The 20,418-nt window shown below is 60.0% G+C and carries 21 protein-coding genes and 1 tRNA gene; 7 read left to right on the forward strand and 15 right to left on the reverse strand.

Features of this window, described 5'->3' with window-relative positions:
* The first annotated feature begins 16 nt into the window (after positions 1-16).
* Positions 17-1,165 carry a tRNA guanosine(34) transglycosylase Tgt gene (tgt, locus tag DTI93_RS06870; protein WP_086442121.1) on the forward strand — a complete coding sequence of 383 codons (1,149 nt, stop codon included), beginning with the start codon at positions 17-19 and terminating at the stop codon, positions 1,163-1,165.
* A 9-nt stretch (positions 1,166-1,174) separates the two neighbouring features.
* Here tgt and DTI93_RS06875 read toward each other — a convergent pair whose 3' ends face one another.
* Together DTI93_RS06875 and DTI93_RS06880 are read right to left on the reverse strand one after the other, a co-directional pair.
* Positions 1,175-2,266: a purine nucleoside permease gene (locus DTI93_RS06875; RefSeq protein ID WP_249080194.1), complete on the reverse strand. Its 1,092-nt coding sequence runs from the start codon at positions 2,264-2,266 to the stop codon at positions 1,175-1,177.
* 38 nt (positions 2,267-2,304) lie between these two features.
* The gene (locus DTI93_RS06880; protein ID WP_249080098.1) at positions 2,305-3,879 is read right to left on the reverse strand and encodes an adenosine deaminase; all 1,575 of its coding nucleotides are present in this window, start codon (positions 3,877-3,879) and stop codon (positions 2,305-2,307) included.
* Positions 3,880-3,957: 78 nt separating this feature from the next.
* On the opposite strand from DTI93_RS06880, the gene DTI93_RS06885 reads away from it, so the two are divergent.
* Together DTI93_RS06885 and DTI93_RS06890 are read left to right on the forward strand one after the other, a co-directional pair.
* On the forward strand, positions 3,958-4,212 hold the full coding sequence (locus tag DTI93_RS06885) for a ribbon-helix-helix domain-containing protein (RefSeq protein WP_043558252.1): 255 nt from the start codon (positions 3,958-3,960) through the stop codon (positions 4,210-4,212).
* A gap of 89 nt (positions 4,213-4,301) precedes the next feature.
* A complete protein-coding gene (locus tag DTI93_RS06890) occupies positions 4,302-5,135 on the forward strand; it encodes a TerB family tellurite resistance protein (protein WP_249080100.1) in 834 nt (277 codons plus the stop codon).
* A 15-nt stretch (positions 5,136-5,150) separates the two neighbouring features.
* On the opposite strand, the gene DTI93_RS06895 is transcribed toward DTI93_RS06890, so the two are convergent.
* Positions 5,151-6,773 carry a Do family serine endopeptidase gene (locus DTI93_RS06895; RefSeq protein WP_249080102.1) on the reverse strand — a complete coding sequence of 541 codons (1,623 nt, stop codon included), beginning with the start codon at positions 6,771-6,773 and terminating at the stop codon, positions 5,151-5,153.
* A gap of 113 nt (positions 6,774-6,886) precedes the next feature.
* On the opposite strand from DTI93_RS06895, the gene DTI93_RS06900 reads away from it, so the two are divergent.
* From DTI93_RS06900 to DTI93_RS06915, 4 genes are all read left to right on the forward strand, one after another.
* Positions 6,887-8,005, forward strand: a complete 1,119-nt coding sequence (locus tag DTI93_RS06900) for an Mrp/NBP35 family ATP-binding protein (protein WP_249080104.1) — start codon at positions 6,887-6,889, stop codon at positions 8,003-8,005.
* Between the two features lie 42 nt (positions 8,006-8,047).
* Entirely contained in the window at positions 8,048-8,254 is a 207-nt protein-coding gene (locus DTI93_RS06905) for a hypothetical protein (protein ID WP_249080106.1), read from the forward strand.
* A gap of 93 nt (positions 8,255-8,347) precedes the next feature.
* Positions 8,348-8,422: transfer RNA gene (locus DTI93_RS06910), tRNA-Thr, on the forward strand.
* 251 nt (positions 8,423-8,673) lie between these two features.
* A complete protein-coding gene (locus DTI93_RS06915; RefSeq protein WP_081562771.1) occupies positions 8,674-9,156 on the forward strand; it encodes a phosphate-starvation-inducible PsiE family protein in 483 nt (160 codons plus the stop codon).
* An 88-nt stretch (positions 9,157-9,244) separates the two neighbouring features.
* Here DTI93_RS06915 and DTI93_RS06920 read toward each other — a convergent pair whose 3' ends face one another.
* The 12 genes from DTI93_RS06920 to DTI93_RS06975 form a co-directional block, all read right to left on the reverse strand.
* Positions 9,245-11,089 carry a carbohydrate porin gene (locus DTI93_RS06920; RefSeq protein WP_249080107.1) on the reverse strand — a complete coding sequence of 615 codons (1,845 nt, stop codon included), beginning with the start codon at positions 11,087-11,089 and terminating at the stop codon, positions 9,245-9,247.
* Positions 11,090-11,188: 99 nt separating this feature from the next.
* On the reverse strand, positions 11,189-12,034 hold the full coding sequence (locus DTI93_RS06925) for a hypothetical protein (protein WP_043558241.1): 846 nt from the start codon (positions 12,032-12,034) through the stop codon (positions 11,189-11,191).
* Between the two features lie 95 nt (positions 12,035-12,129).
* Positions 12,130-12,519 (reverse strand): hypothetical protein, encoded by a 390-nt coding sequence (locus tag DTI93_RS06930; protein ID WP_043558238.1) that lies wholly within the window; start codon positions 12,517-12,519, stop codon positions 12,130-12,132.
* 48 nt (positions 12,520-12,567) lie between these two features.
* Positions 12,568-13,029: a chemotaxis protein CheD gene (locus DTI93_RS06935; RefSeq protein ID WP_043558235.1), complete on the reverse strand. Its 462-nt coding sequence runs from the start codon at positions 13,027-13,029 to the stop codon at positions 12,568-12,570.
* On the reverse strand, positions 13,026-13,415 hold the full coding sequence (locus DTI93_RS06940) for a response regulator (RefSeq protein ID WP_043558231.1): 390 nt from the start codon (positions 13,413-13,415) through the stop codon (positions 13,026-13,028). Before DTI93_RS06940 ends, DTI93_RS06935 begins: the two co-directional genes overlap by 4 nt.
* 83 nt (positions 13,416-13,498) lie before the next feature.
* Positions 13,499-14,542 carry a chemotaxis response regulator protein-glutamate methylesterase gene (locus DTI93_RS06945; protein WP_043558228.1) on the reverse strand — a complete coding sequence of 348 codons (1,044 nt, stop codon included), beginning with the start codon at positions 14,540-14,542 and terminating at the stop codon, positions 13,499-13,501.
* A 4-nt stretch (positions 14,543-14,546) separates the two neighbouring features.
* Positions 14,547-15,389: a protein-glutamate O-methyltransferase CheR gene (locus tag DTI93_RS06950; RefSeq protein ID WP_043558227.1), complete on the reverse strand. Its 843-nt coding sequence runs from the start codon at positions 15,387-15,389 to the stop codon at positions 14,547-14,549.
* Positions 15,390-15,399: 10 nt separating this feature from the next.
* The gene (locus DTI93_RS06955) at positions 15,400-15,927 is read right to left on the reverse strand and encodes a chemotaxis protein CheW (RefSeq protein WP_227431512.1); all 528 of its coding nucleotides are present in this window, start codon (positions 15,925-15,927) and stop codon (positions 15,400-15,402) included.
* 23 nt (positions 15,928-15,950) lie between these two features.
* Positions 15,951-18,167 carry a chemotaxis protein CheA gene (locus DTI93_RS06960; protein WP_249080110.1) on the reverse strand — a complete coding sequence of 739 codons (2,217 nt, stop codon included), beginning with the start codon at positions 18,165-18,167 and terminating at the stop codon, positions 15,951-15,953.
* Positions 18,168-18,179: 12 nt separating this feature from the next.
* On the reverse strand, positions 18,180-18,563 hold the full coding sequence (locus DTI93_RS06965; RefSeq protein ID WP_043558224.1) for a response regulator: 384 nt from the start codon (positions 18,561-18,563) through the stop codon (positions 18,180-18,182).
* A complete protein-coding gene (locus DTI93_RS06970; RefSeq protein ID WP_154981162.1) occupies positions 18,553-18,855 on the reverse strand; it encodes a hypothetical protein in 303 nt (100 codons plus the stop codon). The genes DTI93_RS06965 and DTI93_RS06970 overlap by 11 nt, the downstream gene beginning before the upstream one ends.
* Complete coding sequence (locus tag DTI93_RS06975) at positions 18,855-20,381, reverse strand: methyl-accepting chemotaxis protein (protein WP_043558218.1); 1,527 nt, start codon at positions 20,379-20,381, stop codon at positions 18,855-18,857. Before DTI93_RS06975 ends, DTI93_RS06970 begins: the two co-directional genes overlap by 1 nt.
* Positions 20,382-20,418: the final 37 nt, after the last annotated feature.

The following is a 20,418-nucleotide window of genomic DNA, read 5'->3' on the forward strand; positions in this document are numbered from 1 at the left end:
TACCCCATCCGACCGCATGCACTGGCAGAAAGACGCCCAGTGTGGGCGGGCCCGGGCAGGCTGGCTGCATACCCGTCATGGCAGCGTACCGACACCGACCTTCATGCCGGTCGGAACCGTCGGGACCGTCAAGGGCATCACGATGGACAATGTGCGGGCCACCGGGGCGGGCATCGTGCTGGGCAACACCTATCACCTCATGCTGCGCCCCACGGCCGAGCGGGTCCAGCGTCTCGGCGGGCTGCACCGCATGATGGACTGGCCCGGCCCCATCCTGACAGATTCCGGCGGATTTCAGGTCATGTCTCTGGGACCACTGCGGAAGATGGATGAAGATGGCGTCACCTTCCGTTCCCACATTGATGGCAGCTCCCACCGTCTGACACCTGAAAGCTCTACGGACATCCAGTACAAACTGGATGCCACCATCACCATGGCCTTTGACGAATGTCCGGCCCTGCCCGCTACGAAGGACGTGCTGGAAGCCTCCATGGAGCGGTCCATGCGATGGGCCGCCCGCTCCCGTGAAGCCTTCATCGCCCGCCCCGGCTATGGGCAGTTCGGCATCGTGCAGGGCGGCACGGAACAGGACCTGCGGGAACGCTCCGCCCTTGCCCTGCGGGAGATCGGCTTCGAGGGCTACGCCATCGGGGGGCTTGCCGTAGGCGAAGGGCAGGAGCTGATGTTCTCCACGCTGGATTACACGACTCCCATGCTGCCCGAGGACCAGCCCCGCTATCTGATGGGCGTCGGCACGCCAGATGACCTGCTGGGTGCCGTCATGCGGGGCTGCGACATGTTCGACTGCGTCATGCCGTCCCGTGCAGGCCGTACTGCCCGGGCCTATACGGAGCGGGGCACGCTGAATCTCCGCAATGCCCGCTTCGCCGAAGACACCCGCCCCATCTCCCCCGAAGATGACAGCCCGATGGCAGGCCGGTACAGCCGGGCCTATCTGCACCACCTCTTCCGGGCCAACGAGATGCTCGGGCCGATGCTCCTGACCCTCCACAATCTCGCCTATTATCAGCGGCTCATGCGCCAGATACGGGCCGCCATCGTGGCAGGAACGCTGGAACAGACCGCCACCCAGCTCCGCCAGAACTGGGCCAGGGGCGACTGGAGCGAGGATGAATGGCCCATGCCCCGCTACCAGCAGGGCTAGGTCGTTCCTTCAGGGCACCTGTCCTTCATAGCTCCCCCAATGGGTGGCCAGCTCCCGCACGATTGGGCTGGCCACCTGATAGGCCGCACTGGTGGAGGCATAAAGGCCCGGCAGGTTTTCCTCATGCGCTGCATTGGCCAGCATGGTGGCCGGTGCCACGCCGTTGGGCGGCATGTCGAAATTGCTGGTCGTCCGCAGGATGAGGAGGCGCCGGTCATCCACACGTCCTGCTCTGGCCTGCAACGCCAGTGCCTGACAGAGGCCAATGTCCTCCTCTGCCGTCGTGACCATCTCGCCCTGATGGTCCGTCCAGTAAGCGACCCAGCGTTCCGCCCACCGGTTCATGAGCGCTCCAAGCCAGTATGTCTCACCGGAAATCGTATCACCCATCATCACATGCGGCGGCTTCAGTGCCTCGGGGAACCCCTGATAGGCCCGGCGATGGGCCTGAAGTTTTTCATTGTCCGGCAGAGCGATATGGCGTGTCCTTTCATAAGCCCAGCGCACAAGGGAAGGTCGCAACGTATAGGCCATGTCCCCAGCGATGGAATGGAGCGGTGGCCGTGGCTGCTCATCCGGTACATGGCCCTGCAACGGCGTAAAACCATCCGGCCAATCGGACGGAATTTCACGTGAATCAATCAGATGGGCTGCCCCGCCATTCACGACATGCAGCGCCCAGGCGGCAGACCCGATGCTGCCCTTATTGGGATTCACACCGGCAATCCCTGCCAGAACGAAATAGGCATGGCGGAGGTCAAACCGGGGGTCCAGCGCCAGAGCGGTAATGGCCGCTGCCATATGGCCCGGTCCCTCACCACTGACCAGCCCAAGCACATGGTCTTGCGCATTATAGCGAAGGACACCGTGCTCCGTCCCCGGTGCAGGCAGTGTTTGTTCCAGCGGGTACTGTTCCACCCAGTGCTGGAACTCTCCCGGCATGTCGCCACTATCCTGCCCCAGCTCGAAGGTTGTCACCACCACGACGTGTACCTCCAGCGGGGCAGCCTGTGCCGGACGGGCAGACCCCGCCCCCGCTGCCACCAGCCCGACCAGAAGACCAAGACCATACATCCAGCCCGCCTTCACTGCCTGTCTCATCACATGCCTTTCCTTCCCATCGTTCTCTCCGGCCTGTCTCAGGGCACGGACCGCAGCAGGGGATTCTTCATCACATCCTGCCCGAAAGCCTGAAAACGGGCCTCCAGCTGCCATTGCAGCCGTGCCTTCATATTGTCCTTCAGAAACCGTTCACAGGCTGGAGCGGCGCTTCCACCCGGCACCATGCCCGAACAGGCCGGCACAGCCTGCCCCAGATGATGCCCGGCCCAGAGGCTCTGCCCCGGCATGAACCCATATTCCAGCCCCGTACGGGACAGCTGGACAAGTGTCGGATAATCCAGATGGTAGGCCAATACGGCCCGCATGTATTCCTGCGTCAGATCGCTACGGGACACACCTTCATCATCTGTCGAGAGCGCCACGGGCACACCGGCCTGCCTGTAAAGCGAAAAAGGATGCCGCCCATCCCGGATACCCAGAATCTCATCATTGCTGGTCAGATTGATCTCCACCAGAATGGAGCGCCGTGCCATCTCTTCCAGCAGAGAGGCCGGGTCATGCTCCCACAGAACATCCACACCATGGCCGATCCGCTTGGCCCCCGCCACGTCAATCGCCGCCCGGATATGATGGTCCAGATCGCCCAGCGGCACGAGAGACGGTGTCACCTCCCCCGCATGAAGGCTCAGATTCGTCCCCGGATACAGCCGGTTCAGAGTATGGAACATCTGCATGTGCAGGTCATAGTCCCGCAGGGCCACCGGATCATCTTCCGGCGCCACGATGTTGACGCCGACCAGCCGGGTATCCTGGCGGGCACTCTCATACGCCGCCACGAGCTGTACCCAGACAAACGGTGCCGGAAATGTCCGCAGGGCGGAATACTGATAGCGCACCGTCACCCCACACCCTGCGGAAGCCTGCGCTGTGCCGCACTTCATGATGGTTCGGGCACGGGCCTCCATCTCATCAATGGCCACATGGGACAGGGCTGCCATCCGCCCCAGGGCGGGCTTCAGAACCTCATAAGCCCGACTGAAATCAGCTTCCGTCCTCAAGGGAGGCAGGGCAGCAGCCTTCATCATCTCCCCCAATGCATCAAAGGTAATGGGAGCGATCTGCAATTCCAGATACTGCACATTGTCACGGGCAGCCCGCTCGGCAGCCTCGGCCAGCATGTCCCCCTGATGCCTTGACTCCACCGCCATGAACCGCAGAAAGGTCGCAAAGAAATGATCATGGCCGGAGCGGTCATGTTCCGTAGGAATGAAATTGCGCATGGACAACGCATTGACCATCTCATTCCAGCCGGTTCCATTCCCTGGCAGACCATCTGCCGGAACCTGCCCCTCCCCCGGCTTTGGGCAATGACTGGCCAGAATGGTCCGCTCCTTCAGCGAAACGCAGAGGCCATCCCCCGCTGCCCATTTGAGGAAACTCTCGGCATAGACCGCCCCGGAAAGATGGTTGTGCAGGTCCGCTCCCTTGGGGAAGGCCCGCAGGAACAGCTCCAGCCGGACAGGGTCGGTCTTCACCCTTTCGAACAGGGTCGCCACGGAAGGCGGGGCCGCCACCGGGTCAGCAGACACCCGACCTGTCTGGCCAGCAAGAAAGACAAAAAGGGCAAAAACAGCAGGACAAAAGAATCTCATGCCTCATGATGGCGGCCTGCGCCGGAGCTGACAAGAAAATCCCTTTCCACACACAATGCCAGCTGCCACACTTCCCCCATGCACGCTCCTCCTCCACCCCCACCACAGTTGCAGAAGCGCAGCCTCAGCCTGTACGGGCACAGAACCTCCATCGCTCTGGAAGCCGAATTCTGGCAGGTTCTGGAGACCATGGCCCGTGCCGAACAGCTTGCCCTGGCAGCCTTCATCGCCCGGCTGGACAGGCATCGCCCCCCGGAACAGACGCTGGCCTCCCTGCTTCGCCTCACGGCACTACGCTTTGCCCTGAACCAGGCCCCGTCAGCCCCCGTGTGACCCGTCTTGGAAAGACCGCATATTCCTGTTCCGCCCTCCCCTGTCCCCGTGATAGAGTTTACAACCATGTGAACAGGGGGGGGGCATCGATGGCTTTCTGGGGGAAAATGTTTGGTGGTATTGCCGGTTTTGCCGCCGGGGGGCCGGTCGGCGGTCTTCTCGGGGCCATTCTGGGCCATATGAGCGATACGGACAGACTGTTGACCCCGCTCTCCGGCACATGGGGCGACCGTTTCCCCGCACGGGGGCAGCCCGACCCGCATAATGCCGCCTTCTTCACCGCCGCAAAACTCTCTGCCCTGCTGGGAAAGACGGATCAGCTCTACGGCCTTGGTGTCGTCACGCTCTCCGCCAAGCTGGCCAAAATCGATGGCCCCGTGAACCGGGCCGAGATTGAAGCCTTCAAGACGGCCTTCCGGTTCCCTGAAGACAACCAGAAAGAGGTTGGCCTGCTTTTTGACCGGGCCCGGAACCGGACGGACGATTTCGAACTTTATGCCCGTGAGCTGGGTCGTGCCTTTGCCGACAAGCCGGAGCCGCTGGAAACACTGCTCAGCGTCCTCTTCCGCATTGCCAGGGCAGACCTGCCTGCCGGGGCCCCGCTGCATCCGGCAGAAATGGACTATCTCCGCCGGACGCACAAAGCCTTCCGCCTTTCAGAACGGGCCTGGGAGCGGGCCGAGGACGGCCAGCCCCGGGCTGCCTCCACATCATCAACGGCAGAGTGCTATCGTGTGCTGGGCATCAGTGCAACGGCAACGGATGGCGAAGTCCGGACACGCTGGCGTGTGCTGATCCGTGAACATCACCCGGACCGTCTTGCCCAGCGCCCCATGAGCGATGCTCAACGGAAAGCAGCACAGGAGCATGTGGCCCGCATCAATGCCGCATGGGACCAGATAAAGCGGGACCGTGGCCTGTAAGGCGGGTCTGCTCCATCACGGCTGGGGTTGCTGTCCCCCCAATGGCACAGCCACCCAGCGCAGCCCCTCACCATCCTGCACCAACAGAAGAATATCCGTCCGCTTCAGCTCACGGGCACGGTCCAGCGCAGCCTGCAGGGCCTCCGGTGTATTGACCTCCTGCTGCCCGACCTGAAGCACCAGATTCCCTTCCGTCAACCCACGGCTGGCAGCGGGGCTACCCTCATAGACACGCATCACCAGCACACCCCTCTGGCTGTCAGTCAGGCCATACTGCGTCCGGGCCGCTTCATCGACCACGCCCAGCTTCACCCCCAGTTCTTTCAGGGTCTTTACCGGATGTTCCGGCGGGTGCGTGTCGGAAGGAAGGGGATCCTTCTCATCGGGGTTGCGCCCCAGGGTCAGATCCAGCGTCTGATAGCTGCCACGCCGCCAAAGGGTGAAATGCACCGTCTCTCCCGGTTGATACCCCGCCACGAGCCGGGGCAGGGTCTGGCCTGTCACCGGCTGACCATTCAGGGCTGTCAGAATGTCCCCAACCTGCAAACCTGCCTTCCGGGCCGGCCCATCCTTGCTGACCTCGGCAACGATGGCCCCCGTTCCCCGTTCTTTTCCGGGCACATCCGCTTTCCAGAAATCAAGGTCTTCTGCCATGTTGCGGGTGACATCCTGATAGCGCACACCCAACCAGCCACGCCGGACATGGCCTGTCTGCCGCAACTGGTTGATGATGCCTCGGGCATCATCCGAAGGAATGGCAAAGCCGATGCCGATGGAATCCCCACCAGACCCGCCATAAATCAACGTATTGATCCCGATGACCTCACCCTTCAGATTGAAGAGCGGGCCACCTGAATTACCGTGATTGATGGCTGCGTCCGTCTGGATGAAGTCGTCATACAAACCGTGATCGACATTCCGCTTGCGGGACGAAATGATGCCAGCTGTCACCGTGCCACTCAGACCGAACGGATTGCCGATGGCCAGCACCCAGTCTCCGATGCGGGCATCGTCACTATGCCCCAACGGGACGGACGGCAGGGGCCGGTCTGCCTTCACCTGAAGGACGGCAAGGTCCTCCTTGCTGTCCCGCCCGACAATCCGTGCCGGATATTCCGTCCCATCCGACAGAGTCACGCTCACCTGCTGGGCATTGTCAATGACGTGATTGTTCGTCACCACCACGCCAGAAGGATCGATGATGAAGCCGGACCCCAGCGCCTGTACCTGACGGGCAGGGTGCCCATCGGCATGACGGCGGTGGAGATAATCATGGAAAAACTTCTCGAGCGGTGACCCTGGCGGGAAAGGGGATGATTGCGGCCCGGACGGTGTACTGCCATCCGGCCCGTCCGGCTGCTGTTCATCAGGGTGGATCACGCTGGAGACGGAAATATTCACCACAGCAGGCAGGAGCCGCTCCACCAGTGCCGCAAAACCGGGCATCATGGCCGCCTCATGCGCAGCACGGGTTGTCACGCTCCCCCCCTGCGGCAGCTCTTCCCCCGGCAGGGTCGGCATCGGCACATCATCCTGCGCCCAGGCTCCACCGGACTGGCCAAGAATACCAGAAAGCACGCAACAGGACAGCCAGCGGGCCACCCTCATGCGGGAGGAAGACAGAAGAGAAGAAGACATGAATCGGCTCATGCTGTAGAATCTACTCCACGGCGGACCGGACGTCATCCTTCCAGCCTGCAAGTTTGTGTTTTTTTGCCTCATGAGGGGCGTTGCATGAGAGGTCCTGCCCCATGACAGCCACCGACATCTCTTCCCTGAAAGACCTCATCTCCGACTTTCTCACAGCAGAAGAGCCTGCACGTCAGACCAGCATAGAAGCACTGACACTGGAAGATGGCCATCTCCACCTCATTCTGCGGACAACAGCTAAAGGTGCGGCGTTCCTCCAAGACGCTCAGACGACACTGGAGGACAGGCTCAGGCAGCACCCCGCCGTCAGCAGTCTGACCCTGTCCCTCACAGCTCATCGCCCGGCAGGCCCCGCCCCCCGCAAGGCCGGTGCAGAAAGCGGGCACCGGCCTCTGGCCCTCGGGAAGCGACCCACAGGCCGCTCCGCCCCCCCGGAAGCCTGCTTGCCCGATGTGCGGGCCGTCATTGCCGTGGCGTCCGGCAAGGGAGGCGTGGGGAAGTCCACCACAGCCGTCAATCTGGCATGCAGCCTGGCCCGGCTGGACCTTCGGACCGGCCTGCTGGATGCTGACATTTACGGCCCCTCTCTTCCCCACATGCTGGGTGAAACCCAGAAACCTGTTGTCGAGAATGGCAGGCTGCGCCCACTGGAACGCTGGGGCATGGAGACGATGTCCATCGGCTATCTGGTTGACAAGGAACAGGCCATGATCTGGCGTGGTCCCATGGTCATGGGCGCCCTGACCCAGCTCATGAGTGATGTGTCCTGGGGGGCGCTGGATGTACTGGTGGTCGATCTGCCACCCGGCACCGGAGATGCCCAGCTGACCCTGACCCGCAAGCTTTCGGACAAGCTGAAGGCCGGTGGGGCCGTCATCGTCTCCACCCCGCAGGACATTGCCCTGCTTGATGCCCGCCGGGGTGTCACGCTGTTTGAGAAGACCGAAACGCCCGTGCTGGGGCTGATCGAGAACATGTCCTATTTCTGCTGCCCGCACTGTCAGGAACGGACTGACCTCTTCGGCCATGGTGGGGCCCGCAAGGAAGCAGAGGCCCTCAACATTCCTTTCCTTGGGGAAATTCCCCTGCTGCGGGATATAAGATGCAGTGCTGATGAAGGGACCCCTCTTGTCCTGCGTGACCCGGATCATCCTGCATCACAGGCTTACAGAGCCATTGCCCGCACCCTGAAGGATAGACTGTTTCCCTCTTCATGCTGACCGGCAATCCTGTCCACCTCTTTGACCAACCCACGGAAGCCCATGCCGACTTTCTGCCATCCCCGTTTCTTCCTCCTGACAGGCCTTGTGCTCTCCCTGCTCAGCATGGGGGGCTGTAACAGACCCAACCAGGCTATCGGCCATCGTGGCCTTTCTTCTGATGGCTATGGCTTTGTACAGGATGGCCCTGTCCTTGCGCCCCCAGCCCATCTCATGCAGCACCAGAAGCCCGCCACCACGGACCGCTGACCTGTCCGGCTGTTTCCTGGCCGGGATTTTTTCCCCACTCCCCTGATTTTCCACTTGATTTCTGGAGGGAAAAATGAGATGTACGGCCCCGTTGCCGGATTAGCACAGTGGTAGTGCAGCGGTTTTGTAAACCGAAGGCCGGGAGTTCGAATCTCTCATCCGGCACCACGATTTTCCCTGAAAATAGGCCGTTCCCCAGTGCTTCATGTCTGACGCATGTAGTATGTAAGACGCTGCTTTCCGTCCCCTACCCGACACGAAACCGGGCCCCCCGCGACGCACAGGCAGACGCCCCGTCGGCATAATCATGCCAGAGGAGGCGGAAGCGTCCTGCTGCACCTACCTTTCTCCCTCCCATCAGAATGAAGTAAAAGCAGCACAACATTATCCATCCCCACATCAAAGGCATCCCCTACTCCATGAAAAGCACCCTGCCCGGCTTCGTCACACTGTCCCGCCTGTTCGACATGTTTGAAGGAGCGGCCATGTTGATCCTGTCCATCTGCATCACGCTGGTGGCCTGCCTGGGGCTGCTGCATGTCGTGGTGGCAGTGGCAAAGCTCATCATCCATGCCGGCCTCAGCCCCACGGAGCCTGCCATATTGCAGGAAGTCTTCGGGCTGTTCTTCACCGTCCTGATCGCCTTGGAATTCCGCCACTCCATCCTCGTTCTTCCCGGTTCGGAATCACAGGGAATGATCCGCATGAGGTCCGTCCTGCTCATCGGCATGATGGCAGCCGTACGCAAGTTCATCGTGCTGGACCTGAATGGCGTGAATGTCCGTGAACTTCTGGCGCTTTCAGCCGCTGTTCTGTCACTCTCCGCCGCTTACTGGCTCGTCCGTGGCAAAGCCATGACCCGCACGGACCCTACGCCTCAGCCTCCTCCATCCAACCAATAAGCCCATAAAAAAACCCCTTTCCGGCCTGTGGCTGGAAAGGGGCCCGAACCTCCTGCTTCCCCTTTGCATCGGGAAGCAGGAAGCGTCATCAGAAGAGCTGGATGTGGGACTTGAAGCCCAGCATGGCGGCGTCCTTCAGGACACGCTGCATCCCCGGATGGAAGTAATACTGGAAATCCGGCGCAAAGGTCACACCCCGCATGACATGGATGCGGTAGGTGGCCTCCAGCGTGCTGCCCCAGCGCTGCACACCATAAGACCCCCACAGGAGCGGCGCCCCGCCACTCGCATAATAGGCGGTCGCCCCCTCTGGAGCCATCCCATGATCCACCTGGAACCGCTGCGCAGCACGGGTATAGCTGCTGGAACCGGTATAGGAGAAGGAAACACCCACCGTATCCAGCGGGCGGGCTGGCCAGAAGCCCGTATCCACAAGACCGAATGCATACATCTTGCCACGCATGGCTGTGGCTGGCTTGTTCCAGTATGCATCAAAGAAGGCCACCAGTCCCCCTTCTGGCGTGTCCTGTGTCTTGTTCTTCATGATCATCTGGTCCGCCAGGAACCACATGCTCCAGTTGAAATTACGACGGATGCCCGTACCGGGAACCTCATCGCCCACCCCCTGACAGGTCGGGCAGTTGGGGATGGTCATCCGGGTCCGCCATGCATTGCGCCGATTGGGAGGACTATACACACCAAGATAATGGTCGGACGTATCCGGGGAGAACCCAAATTTGTAGTGACCCGGCAGCTGCTGTTTACCAAACTCAGGCTCCCAGCCAACCTCGATCGGGGTCACGACCCCGCTGATGGTCCCGCCATTGAACTTGAACCCGCTGCGATTCTGCTGCACGCCATAAATACCGCGCTCGGGGAAATAGACACCGACCTGGATGTAGGTACTGTCTGTAGGACGGCCACGAATACGGGCCCCCCAGCTTGACCCCGGATAGGATGACCGTGTGTACGTATCCGTAACGGCCTTGGGGTTTCCGCAGAAAGCGTTGTTCATGAAGTTACAGTAGATCGGGCTGATGGCGAAGTCCGAATCCATGGACATGCGGCCTGCTGCGATGTTCAGCCGTCCACCCCAGAGGGTCTCTTCCCCGTAGAAATAGACGAGATGGAACGCCACGTTACCACCACCACCATAGATTTCCTGGCTGGGGTTCACATTGTCGCCAAACATCCTGCTGGCTGGAATACCGTAACGGCCTACACCGATGACATGGGTCTGGAACCCGGGGATCCCGGCCAGCTTGTACCAGTCAATGTCATTCTCGAAACCATACTGTCCCGTATTGGAGGACCCCTGCCTCAACCCCAGTCCTTTCCTCGGAGAGGTGATGGCACCAGCAAATTCGTTGGTGTTGTCCAGCAGGACGACCACACCACGGTCCCGCAGCCACTCATTCCAACGCATTTTCTGGAAGAGTGCTTCTGGCCGGGGCAGCGGCGGCCCATCATTGTTGATCGGGTCCCCTTCATGCAAAGGAATGTTCACGCGCTCGAGCAGCTCACGCCCGTTCTCACCGAACACACCGAATTCTTCCGTCGGATAATTGGAATATGGCCGACGCCGCAACCCCATGTCATGGATATAATGGGCCGCCGTCTTCTCGGCATCCACTACCTTCGGTTTCTGCACCACGGATACCTGCTGGACAGGTTTTCCGTCCCGTGTAAGGATGACCTGTCGCTCTGGTGCTTTCTCTGTCTGCTTTACGACGGCAGGCGTCTGCATGGCATGAGACAGGGCACCCTGGGCCGAATAGAGCAGAGGCTGACCTGCCCGGCTGCCATCAGCGGCCATCGAAGGCGATGCCCCAAAAGACATTGCCGCCACGGATGGCAGCAGAACAGAGCAGGCCCCCACACGGGACCTGTTTAAAAAAATACGCAGAATAGTCAGCATGGAAAACGCTGCCATATTCCCACTTCTCCCCAACAACTGGCCCGATTGCACAAAACACACCGCAAAAGTGGCCCCGTCACTTCTTATAGGGAAAATCTGACGAAAAAAAGTAGCTCATACAGCCTGCTTGCTCTGAAAGAAATCAAGTGACCTGCTGAGCACATCACGGCACACCCGCTCGGGACAGCCGGCTGTCTTGAGGATATGTTCCTCCGGACAGAAGGCAAGCATGCGCGCCACCCTGCCCATCATGCCAGGGTACAGCCCCATATAGGCCTCCACCAGACATTTCTTTGGCAGAACCGCCGTACTGCTACAGGCCGGGGCTGAAGGGCCAAGCTTCAGCAGTGCCAGATTTTCCATGACGATGCCACAGATGGCCAGACGCATCTTCTGCAACGCCCGGGCTGACAGGACGTCCATTCCGTACAGCCACGTCACCAGAACATTGACCCAGACACCCAGGGAAAGCGCTTTGACATCCAGCTTCGTCAGCTCATAAAAGCCGCTGCTGGTCTGGCCGGGCAAGGTATCCACAAACCATGAAGCAAGGTCAAAACAGGCTGCCAGCCGCCCGATGTTCAACGCTTCTCCTATGGAACAACGCTGGAACATGCTGGCAGGGATGAAAGAAATGACAATCTCATCCACCTCCCGCACCAGGGGAGGGTGATGACGCAGGATCGAATCATAGACACTGTCATTGCCGCTGCCATCTCCCTGGCCGACAAGACACCGTTTCTCCTGCCCCAGTCCGCCCGTGCCGGGAAATGGCCATTGCCCCTCGAGAAGGACAGGGAGCATCTGTACACCCATCCCTACAAGCCCTGCGGATTCATGATACCCGGCCAGAAAACGTCTGGCCGGCCCTGCAACGTGGCCATGCGGCTGAAAAACGGCACCCCGGGCGGTTTCGGCAATGACGCCAATAAGATTCGCCCCCTGTTCCCTCCCTGCCATCAGCTCTCTCCAGATGCTCCGATGCGGCCAGCCACAGCTTGCGGTACCACACCGGATAACCTTGCCCTACTTGGCACATAGAACATAGGTCAGGGTCAGAACAAGGTAAAATTGCCCCTGTCTTCTTTCAGGTCCGCCGTCTGGCCATACCGCAGCATATCCCTTATCTGCGAAAGCTTTACACCCGCCAGAACGGTACCCATCCCATAACGGGGATTGCCGATCTCCGGAGCCGCCTGTTCCACCTGCTCCAGCACGGTACGGACGGCTTCAACCTCCTGTGTCAGGGCATCAAGACTCTGGAGCCGTTCCATCTGCCCGGCATCCAGCTCTCCCGTGCCGACATAATCTGAAACGACATCCTGAACATCCGAGAGCCGACCACAGACATCATCCAGAATGGCCCCCAGCCTCTTCATCAGCACCGAGGCCCTTATGCTGTCTGCCTCCCCGACAGGCTGGGTTCCTGTATCTTTGGGCATCATCTTTCTCTCTCCATACCGGCCTCTCCCATCATCACGACCGGTCGCCGGTCAGCACAGGTTCTGAAGAACTTTTCCTGTCGTTGGCCAGAAACGGATACGCCGCACCTGGTTGCCGCCAAAACTGTAAGACACACAGCGGATCTCCTCCCGCCGGAAATAATCCAGAAGAAAACCGACATTCTCCTGACCAATGTCACTGGCAATGGACAGCACGGCCGCTCCACCAAACGCCTTGCACTGGAAACGCTCCCGCACGCCCCCTGCCTTCATGAGCCCGGTTTCCAGCCCTTTCATGGCGTTTACCCCGTACAGATAGGCAGCTGCATCCATGCTCCCCATGCAGTCCTCTCCGGGCAGAAGGAAATGGTTCATACCCCCTACCCCTGCCTGAAGATCATACATGCAGACTGAAATGCACGACCCCAGCAACGTGCCGAACACCACGCCGGGGTCATCCGAAATGGCGATTTCGCCCTGGATAACAGTCGTGATCTTCAGCAGGTCCGTCACCTGATAGGCCCGAAAACTTTCTCCAGGGTTTCCTTCAGCTTGGCGACCGTATAGGGCTTGGCCAGAAAATTGTTGACCCCCGCCGCAACGGCCTTCTGCACCAGCCCGGCATTTGCCTCACCTGTCAGAATGATGAACGCCAGTTTGGCTGTCTTCGGGTTGGAGCGCACGGCCTCCAGCAGGGCCAGCCCATCCATGCCCGGCATGTTGAAATCTGAAATCACGAGATGGATGGGGTTGGCCTCCAGATATTCCAGAGCCTCCTTCCCATCCTTACGCTGCACGACCCCTTTGAAGCCGAGCGCCGCCATGTGGCTGGCCAGAACCTGCCGGATGGAGGCCTGATCATCTACAATTAAAGCGCGAATCTGAGATGCGGACGGCATTTATGAACCTTTCTGCCTTCTGATAATCACTCTTTGTCAGGATGGCCTGACATCAGGAACGCCACGCCAGGCGTTCATCTTTCCTAGTGCAGGCCCATGGCCAGGCCGGGAATGTCCATCAGGGAGCCAACCTTTTCCACAGCTCCCAGCTCGGCAGCGACACGAGGCATACCATAGACGACCGAGGAGGCCCTGTCCTGCCCTATGGTCCGTGCCCCGGCCCGCCGCATGGCCAGCAACCCTTCTGCACCATCCTGCCCCATGCCTGTCAGGATGATCCCCAGTGAGGTCCTGCCTGCCGTCTGGGCAATGGAATGGAAGAGCCTGTCCACCGATGGCCGATGACCACCAACAGGCTCCCCAGACCGCAACCTTGTGAAAAGCCGTGGGGCATGTCCCTCCAGCACGAGATGGGCCTCCCCACCGGGAGCAATACGGACCATGCCGGGAGCCAGCATCTCCCCATCCTGCGCCTCGGCAACGGAAAGCTGCGGGATCAGGCTATCCAGACGGGCAGCAAAACTGGACGTATAAAGCGAAGGCATATGCTGGCATATGACGATGGGCGGACTCTTGGCCGGGAAGTCTTTTATCACCTCTTCAACAGCTTCCACCCCACCGGTGGAAGAGCCAATCCCCACCACATCGAACGGTGTCCGCCACGACGCCGTACCGCTACCTGCGACAGGCTCTGTCCGTACAGGCCGGGGGCCCGGGGTCGCCTGCCGGTGGCCGGGCTGATAGCGGGCGGCTTCCAGCACGATCTGCCCCAACCCAGCAAAGGCTTCCCCGGCCCCGCCCTGCTTGGGAAAACATTCAAAAGCTCCCATCTGGAGAGCCGTGATGGCCGTATTGGCCCCCCGTGTGGTCATGCTGGACACCATCACCACCGGGATCGGCCGCAGCCGCATGATCTTTTCCAGAAACTGGAGCCCGTTCATGCCCGGCATCTCGATATCCAGCGTGATGACATCAGGCTGGTCGGCGATGATGAGGTCCCGTGCCTCGATGGGGTTCGATGCCATGCCAATGACATCAATCTCGGGATATTTGAGAAAAGAGCGCCTTATCAGCTCTCTGGCGGTTCTTGAATCATCCACTACAAGAACCTTGACCCGTTCTTTCATGGCCTCAACCCTTTTTCATGTAGATTGTCGGCGCCACAGCCTCGAGATGGCACTCCCTGATGCAGTCCACCCGCTCGGAATGACCCACATAGAGAAATCCGCCCGGCACCAGCCGTTCGGCAAGCCGCTTCCACAAGGCATTGCGGGTTTCGTCATCGAAATAGATCACGACATTCCGGCAGAAAATGACATCAAACTGACCTTTGAAAGGCCAGTCCCGATTCAGGTTGAGCTGCCGGAACGTGACAAGGCGCCGTATCTCCCGTGCCATGCTGAACTGCGCCATCTCCACGGGTTCCATGTAGGCATCCCGCCAGCGCTGCGGCACACTCTGCACCTCCTCGCCGGGATACTGGCCAATGCGCCCTGTCTCCACCACTGCGTGGTTGATGTCCGTTGCCAGAATCTTGAGATCCATCCGCAAGGCATCCGGCAGCTCCGCCATGATGGACATGGCCATGCTCCATGGCTCCTGCCCTGTCGAACAGGCTGCCGACCAGAAACGCCCCCGCCCTCCGGCACGCAGTTTCTGCCCCAGCTGGGGCAGGACATGCGTCTCCAGATGTTCAAAATGACTTTTCTCCCGGAAGAACTGCGTCACATTGGTTGTCAGAACACAGATGAGCTCCTTCAGCTCCTCCTGCCCCTCCCTCATGCTGACGTAATCCAGATAATCACGGAAGGACGCCCGCCCGGTAGCACGGATGCGCCGGGACACACGGGAAAACACGAGACTGCGCTTGGAGATGGGCAGACTGATTCCTGCTTCCTGCCGGGCGATCTCCTGCACACGCCGGAAATCAGCCTCCGAGTAGGAGAAACCGCCCTGTGGCTCCATGTTCATCATCGGCCTGCCCTCATCCTGCGGCCGTACCGACGGCCCCATCTCCCAGCAGGCGGGTCAGAACAGTATCCAGCCGCAGGATGCGGATGACACGCTCCCCAATGCTGACAAGACCACTCAGCTCAGCTGCACCACCATCAACGGAAATGGGCTGTATCTCATCCAGGGCAATCTCCGTGATGCCGATCACACTGTCCACAAGCAGCCCGCATGTAGCACGGTTCTGGCCATCCTCAATGATGATGACCACACGCCGCTCATTGTCAGCCTCCGGCACGGCCCCCAGATAGTTGGCAAGATTGACGACCGTTACGATATTGCCGCGGATATTGATGGCCCCTTCCACATAGGCAGGGCAATGCGGCAGGTAGGTCGGGTCTTCGAACTCCCTGATTTCCTTGATGCTCAGGATGGGAATGCAGTATCGCTGGTCCCCCACGGTGAAGATGATCATCTGCTCCCGTCCCCCGGAGGGAAGGGCCGAAGCCCCGTTCACCTGTCCGTCTGTCTGTTTCTTTTCTTCCAGAGACATAAGATCCATGACTTTCTTTCCTGACCTGCCTGTTATGCTGCCCGCTCTGCGATGGCTTCCAGCGCGCGGGTATCAACACGTTTCGTTGCGGAAACAATCAGTGTTGAAACATCAAGAATGAGAGACACGCTGCCATCCCCAAGAATGGTTGCAGCCGAAACACCCTTGATCTGGCGGTAATTCTTCTCGATGCTTTTGATGACAACCTGAGCCTGGTCGCGGACACCATCCACCACCAGCGCTGCCCGGGCACCAGCCTCGTTCTCCACAACAAGGACAATCAGCTGCCCCTCTTCCCCGGCGCGACCCATGTGATGGGTCTCTTCCTGCACACTCTCAACCTCCGGGAGGGTCAGCTCGTCTCCCAGATAGATCAGCGGGATGCAGCGCCCCCGCACGGAAACGACATGACTGCCATCCGGAATGGTGTACACATCATCCTTCAGCTGCACCGTGACAAGTTCCACAACGGATGATACCGGCACAACCATGGTGGACCCACGGCACTCGATGAGCATCCCATCCAGCACGGCGAGGGTCAGCGGCAGGCTGAGGGTGAAGAGTGTCCCCTTGCCCTGCGTGCTCTTGATGTTCACACGCCCACCAAGATTCTGGATGGCCTGCTTGACCACATCCATCCCGACACCCCGCCCCGAAAGGTCGGATACGGTTTCAGCGGTGGAAAAGCCCGGAGCGAAGATCAGCTCGTTGATCTCATTTTCCCCGAGCGATGCCCCGGAGGGGACAATCCCCCGTTTGATGGCTGTCTGAAGGACACGCTGGGTATTGATCCCACCGCCATCATCCCTGATCTCGATGAGAATGCGCCCGGAACGGTGACGGGCGGAGAGCCATATCGTACCCTGAGCCGGTTTCCCTGCCGCAAGACGGGCCTGCGGGGTCTCAATCCCGTGGTCCACCGCATTGCGCAGCATATGGGTCAGCGGATCCGTCAGGTTTTCGATAAGGGTCCGGTCAACCTCTGTCTCCTCCCCTTCCAGCACGAGCGCCACATCCTTGTCCGCCAGGCTGCTGGCCTCCCGCACTACACGCTGCATCCGCTGGAACACGTTGCGGACAGGCTGTGCACGGATCGCCATGACGGCTTCCTGAATATCCCGTGTCAGTGTCTTGATGACAGCCAGCCGCTTGAGCAGTTCCGGGTCATACAAGGCTCCCTCCCGTGTCAGGGCTGATTCAAGAGAGGCCTGGCCAATGACCATCTCCCCGACCATGTCCATCAACATGCCGATCCGCCCGATATCAACACGGATGGAAGCGTTCTGCTCCCGCTTGCGCCCCGATTTTGCCGGAGCAGCAGGAGCGGCGGCCTGTGCCTCACTTTCCACGGTCTCGGCAGGCACGGGAACCGCCGGAGCCATCTCCTGGACAGCCGGACTTTCCACAGCATCCGCCTCGACCGTATCGTCAGTCTGCTCCTCACGGGCAATCTGAAAATCGCAGACATCACCAACCCAGTCGAAGACGGCCTGGATATCATCCTCGGCCGTGCCGCCCGGAGGTTCCGGCAGACGGACCGTCCAGCCCAGGCAAGACTCCTCAGGCGCCAGCTCTGACAGCACGGGCAGGTCCTGCGTGTTGCAGGTTACATCCATGGCCCCGGCATCTTCGGCCGGCAGCAGCTCCTTCAGCCCCAGCAGAAGATTCCGGGCGTCATCGCCACGGCTGTACAGTTCAGCCTGTGGCCGGAAGGTCACGACCAGCTTCGGCCGGGAAGATTCACCGCCCTCTTCGGCTGGCTCATCAAAATCGAAGCCACCCAAATCTACCGTCACGGGGGTAAAATCTTCCGGAACAGGGGTTTCCCCCACGTCAGAAGCAGCGGGGGCATCCCCCCCTTGACCGATGATCGCCTCCAGCTTGCGGACAGTCTCGTCTATCCGCCCGCCATCAACCTCATCCCCGGCCTGTTTCGCCTCGGCCACCAGATCACTGAGAAGGTCCATCGCCAGAAAGAACGTCTTGATGATGGCCGGGTCCGGCTCCACCTGACCGGACCGCAGACCATCCAACGCACTTTCATAGACATGGGCAAAACGGACGAGACGGTCCAGACCGAAGGACGCCGCTCCACCCTTGATGGAATGTACCGCCCGGAAAATGGCATTGATGGTTTCCTGACTGGACTCCTCCGCAGAAAGTTCACCCAGCCCGCTTTCCAGCTCGGGGAGCAGCTCATCACATTCCTCAAAGAATATCTTGAGAATATCATCCATGACGTCGCCCATATCCACGCTCCCTTACGCTGTAACCCGCCGGATGGCCCATACGAGCTTCTCGGCATTGAAGGGCTTGGCTATCCACCCCGTAGCCCCGAGGGATCTGGCCCGGTTCTTCTTCTCCTCATCCGTTTCGGTCGTCAGGCAGATGATGGGAATACTGGAGAAAGCCTCCAGTTTCCGCACCGCCTCGATGAACTGGAAACCGTCCATCCGGGGCATATTGATGTCCGTGATGATGGCCTGCGGCATGGGGTCCGCCTGCTGCAGCACCTCCAGCCCTTCAACACCATCACCCCCCTGGATGACATCATAACCGGCCTCACTGAGGGCCTTGCGCAGGACACCCTGCATGGTGCGGGAGTCATCAACCGTCAGGACTCTCACCTTCGGTTCATCCGTCATGGCGGCTCTCCTTCTCATCCATCGATTCCAGAAGCTGCTGCTGGACACCAAACAGCGTGAAGGCTTCCGCTGCCTTGTCAGAACACGGGCCAACTTTCAGCCCGCTGGCCAGAAGGAGCTGAAGGCACAGCCCCCCGACATAATCGACCCCGGAAGCATCCAGCAGTGGCGTCGTCCCGTCTGCCGCTCCGATCTCCTCCAGCAGAAGAGCCTTCAGCCCTGCCGCCGCACCGGTATCCAGACGCTGCGGCAGAGAAATGAGGGGGGTTCCCTCCTGTACTGCCGCCGCCATCAGAAATGATCCCAGCCTGCTTCATCATCAGAGTGGGTCGGCAATATCTTGCCATCCTGCTGGATCTCACCACGCTGGCTGCTCAGCATTGGCGTGCTGCTCTTCGGCTGTGTCTGGGCAGCTGTCTCATTGGGAAGGGCCGGACGCTCATGAGAAAGCTTCAGGCTCTGGCTGGAACCAATGGTGAAAGTTGCCAGTGTCTGACGCAGCTTGACGGTCTGAGTGGTCAGGTTATGGCTGGCTGCCGTGGATTCTTCGACCATCGCCGCATTCTGCTGGGTCATGCCATCCATGCTGCTCACAGCATCGGAGACTTCTGCCAGGCTGCGGGCCTGTTCCTCAGTCGCCTTGGAGACAACCTCCACCCGATCCGCCAGAGCTTCCGTCCCTTCTTCCACATCCTTGAGCAGACCGCTGGTCCGGGCCACAAGGCGGACACCCTCCTGCACATGGGCTGTGGCGGTTTCCAGCACGTCACGGATCATGTCAGCCGCCTTGGCGGACTGCTCTGCCAGGGACTGGACCTCCTTGGCGACCACGGCAAAACCACGTCCGGCTTCACCGGCACGGGCCGCCTCCACACTGGCATTGAGTGCCAGCACGTTGGTCTTGAACGCAATGTCACTGACAGAGCGTGTGATCTGCACGATATCATCAGACGAGGTCTTGATGGAGTTCATCGCCACGCTAGTCTGTTCCATCCCGTTAGAGGCCGTCTTGACCTTTTCCAGCGTTGCCTTGGTCTCGCTGCTGGCATGGGAACAGTTGCTGGCCGTGACCTTGAAGCCGGAAGCGATCGATTTGACAGAAGCCGTTACCTGGCCAAGGCTTGCGGCCTGACGCTCCGTACGCTTTGCCAGATCATCTGATGCCGTGGAGATTTCACTGGCCCCGTTGGCGATCATGTTGGAGCTTTCCGCCACGACGGACAAAGCGCCGCCAAGGCCTGTCAGGGATTCATTGAAAGCCTCCCGCACGGGACCGAATTCACCATCAAACAGGGCACTGGTAATGCGGATGGACAGATTGCCTTGTGCCAGAAGCTGCATGACACGGTTCAGCTCTTCCACGACGGCATGTGTGCGGGCCTCACGCTCCTTGAGCTTTTCCGTCGTTTCCAGCGCCTTGTTCACAGCCTCGCTGTGCGCCTTTTCTGCTGCCTTCTGCTCCTGGAGGCTCAGGGCGAAAGAGGCCAGCATCCGGCCAACGCGTCCAACACAGTTTGTCCTGTTCTCATACAGGCTGAGATCAGGACTTTCACCACGGCTCAGGCCCATACCCATTGCCGTCAGCTTTTCAATGGGTTCGGTCAGGGCCTTGGTAAGGAAAAACCATACAGTCCAGACAAGCACCATCCCAAAGAGAAGTGTTGCCATATTGATGATGGAAACACGGCTGAAGATGCCACTCTGAACATAACCGACACCCTCCACGAGAAGCTGCACGGCGAGATAGAGCTCGATGGCCAGCATTGCCACCCGTACCTGCACGCGGAACGGGGCTGACTTATACAACCAGTTGAACATGAAAACGTCCCATCCCTCTAGAAATTTCATTCCTTCC

Origin of the sequence: Parasaccharibacter sp. TMW 2.1884 (assembly GCF_023337695.1) — a bacterium.
Classification (GTDB): Bacteria; Pseudomonadota; Alphaproteobacteria; order Acetobacterales; family Acetobacteraceae; genus Bombella; species Bombella apis.

Excerpts from the sequence above, each read along its gene's own strand:
- tgt (WP_086442121.1), top strand. The coding sequence starts at position 17 with ATGCACTGGCAGAAAGACGCCCAGTGTGGGCGGGCCCGGGCAGGCTGG.
- DTI93_RS06875 (WP_249080194.1), bottom strand. The coding sequence starts at position 2,266 with ATGAGACAGGCAGTGAAGGCGGGCTGGATGTATGGTCTTGGTCTTCTG.
- DTI93_RS06880 (WP_249080098.1), bottom strand. The coding sequence starts at position 3,879 with ATGAGATTCTTTTGTCCTGCTGTTTTTGCCCTTTTTGTCTTTCTTGCT.
- DTI93_RS06885 (WP_043558252.1), top strand. The coding sequence starts at position 3,958 with ATGCACGCTCCTCCTCCACCCCCACCACAGTTGCAGAAGCGCAGCCTC.
- DTI93_RS06890 (WP_249080100.1), top strand. The coding sequence starts at position 4,302 with ATGGCTTTCTGGGGGAAAATGTTTGGTGGTATTGCCGGTTTTGCCGCC.
- DTI93_RS06895 (WP_249080102.1), bottom strand. The coding sequence starts at position 6,773 with ATGTCTTCTTCTCTTCTGTCTTCCTCCCGCATGAGGGTGGCCCGCTGG.
- DTI93_RS06900 (WP_249080104.1), top strand. The coding sequence starts at position 6,887 with ATGACAGCCACCGACATCTCTTCCCTGAAAGACCTCATCTCCGACTTT.
- DTI93_RS06905 (WP_249080106.1), top strand. The coding sequence starts at position 8,048 with ATGCCGACTTTCTGCCATCCCCGTTTCTTCCTCCTGACAGGCCTTGTG.
- DTI93_RS06915 (WP_081562771.1), top strand. The coding sequence starts at position 8,674 with ATGAAAAGCACCCTGCCCGGCTTCGTCACACTGTCCCGCCTGTTCGAC.
- DTI93_RS06920 (WP_249080107.1), bottom strand. The coding sequence starts at position 11,089 with ATGGCAGCGTTTTCCATGCTGACTATTCTGCGTATTTTTTTAAACAGG.
- DTI93_RS06925 (WP_043558241.1), bottom strand. The coding sequence starts at position 12,034 with ATGGCAGGGAGGGAACAGGGGGCGAATCTTATTGGCGTCATTGCCGAA.
- DTI93_RS06930 (WP_043558238.1), bottom strand. The coding sequence starts at position 12,519 with ATGATGCCCAAAGATACAGGAACCCAGCCTGTCGGGGAGGCAGACAGC.
- DTI93_RS06940 (WP_043558231.1), bottom strand. The coding sequence starts at position 13,415 with ATGCCGTCCGCATCTCAGATTCGCGCTTTAATTGTAGATGATCAGGCC.
- DTI93_RS06945 (WP_043558228.1), bottom strand. The coding sequence starts at position 14,542 with ATGAAAGAACGGGTCAAGGTTCTTGTAGTGGATGATTCAAGAACCGCC.
- DTI93_RS06950 (WP_043558227.1), bottom strand. The coding sequence starts at position 15,389 with ATGATGAACATGGAGCCACAGGGCGGTTTCTCCTACTCGGAGGCTGAT.
- DTI93_RS06955 (WP_227431512.1), bottom strand. The coding sequence starts at position 15,927 with ATGGATCTTATGTCTCTGGAAGAAAAGAAACAGACAGACGGACAGGTG.
- DTI93_RS06960 (WP_249080110.1), bottom strand. The coding sequence starts at position 18,167 with ATGGGCGACGTCATGGATGATATTCTCAAGATATTCTTTGAGGAATGT.
- DTI93_RS06965 (WP_043558224.1), bottom strand. The coding sequence starts at position 18,563 with ATGACGGATGAACCGAAGGTGAGAGTCCTGACGGTTGATGACTCCCGC.
- DTI93_RS06970 (WP_154981162.1), bottom strand. The coding sequence starts at position 18,855 with ATGGCGGCGGCAGTACAGGAGGGAACCCCCCTCATTTCTCTGCCGCAG.
- DTI93_RS06975 (WP_043558218.1), bottom strand. The coding sequence starts at position 20,381 with ATGTTCAACTGGTTGTATAAGTCAGCCCCGTTCCGCGTGCAGGTACGG.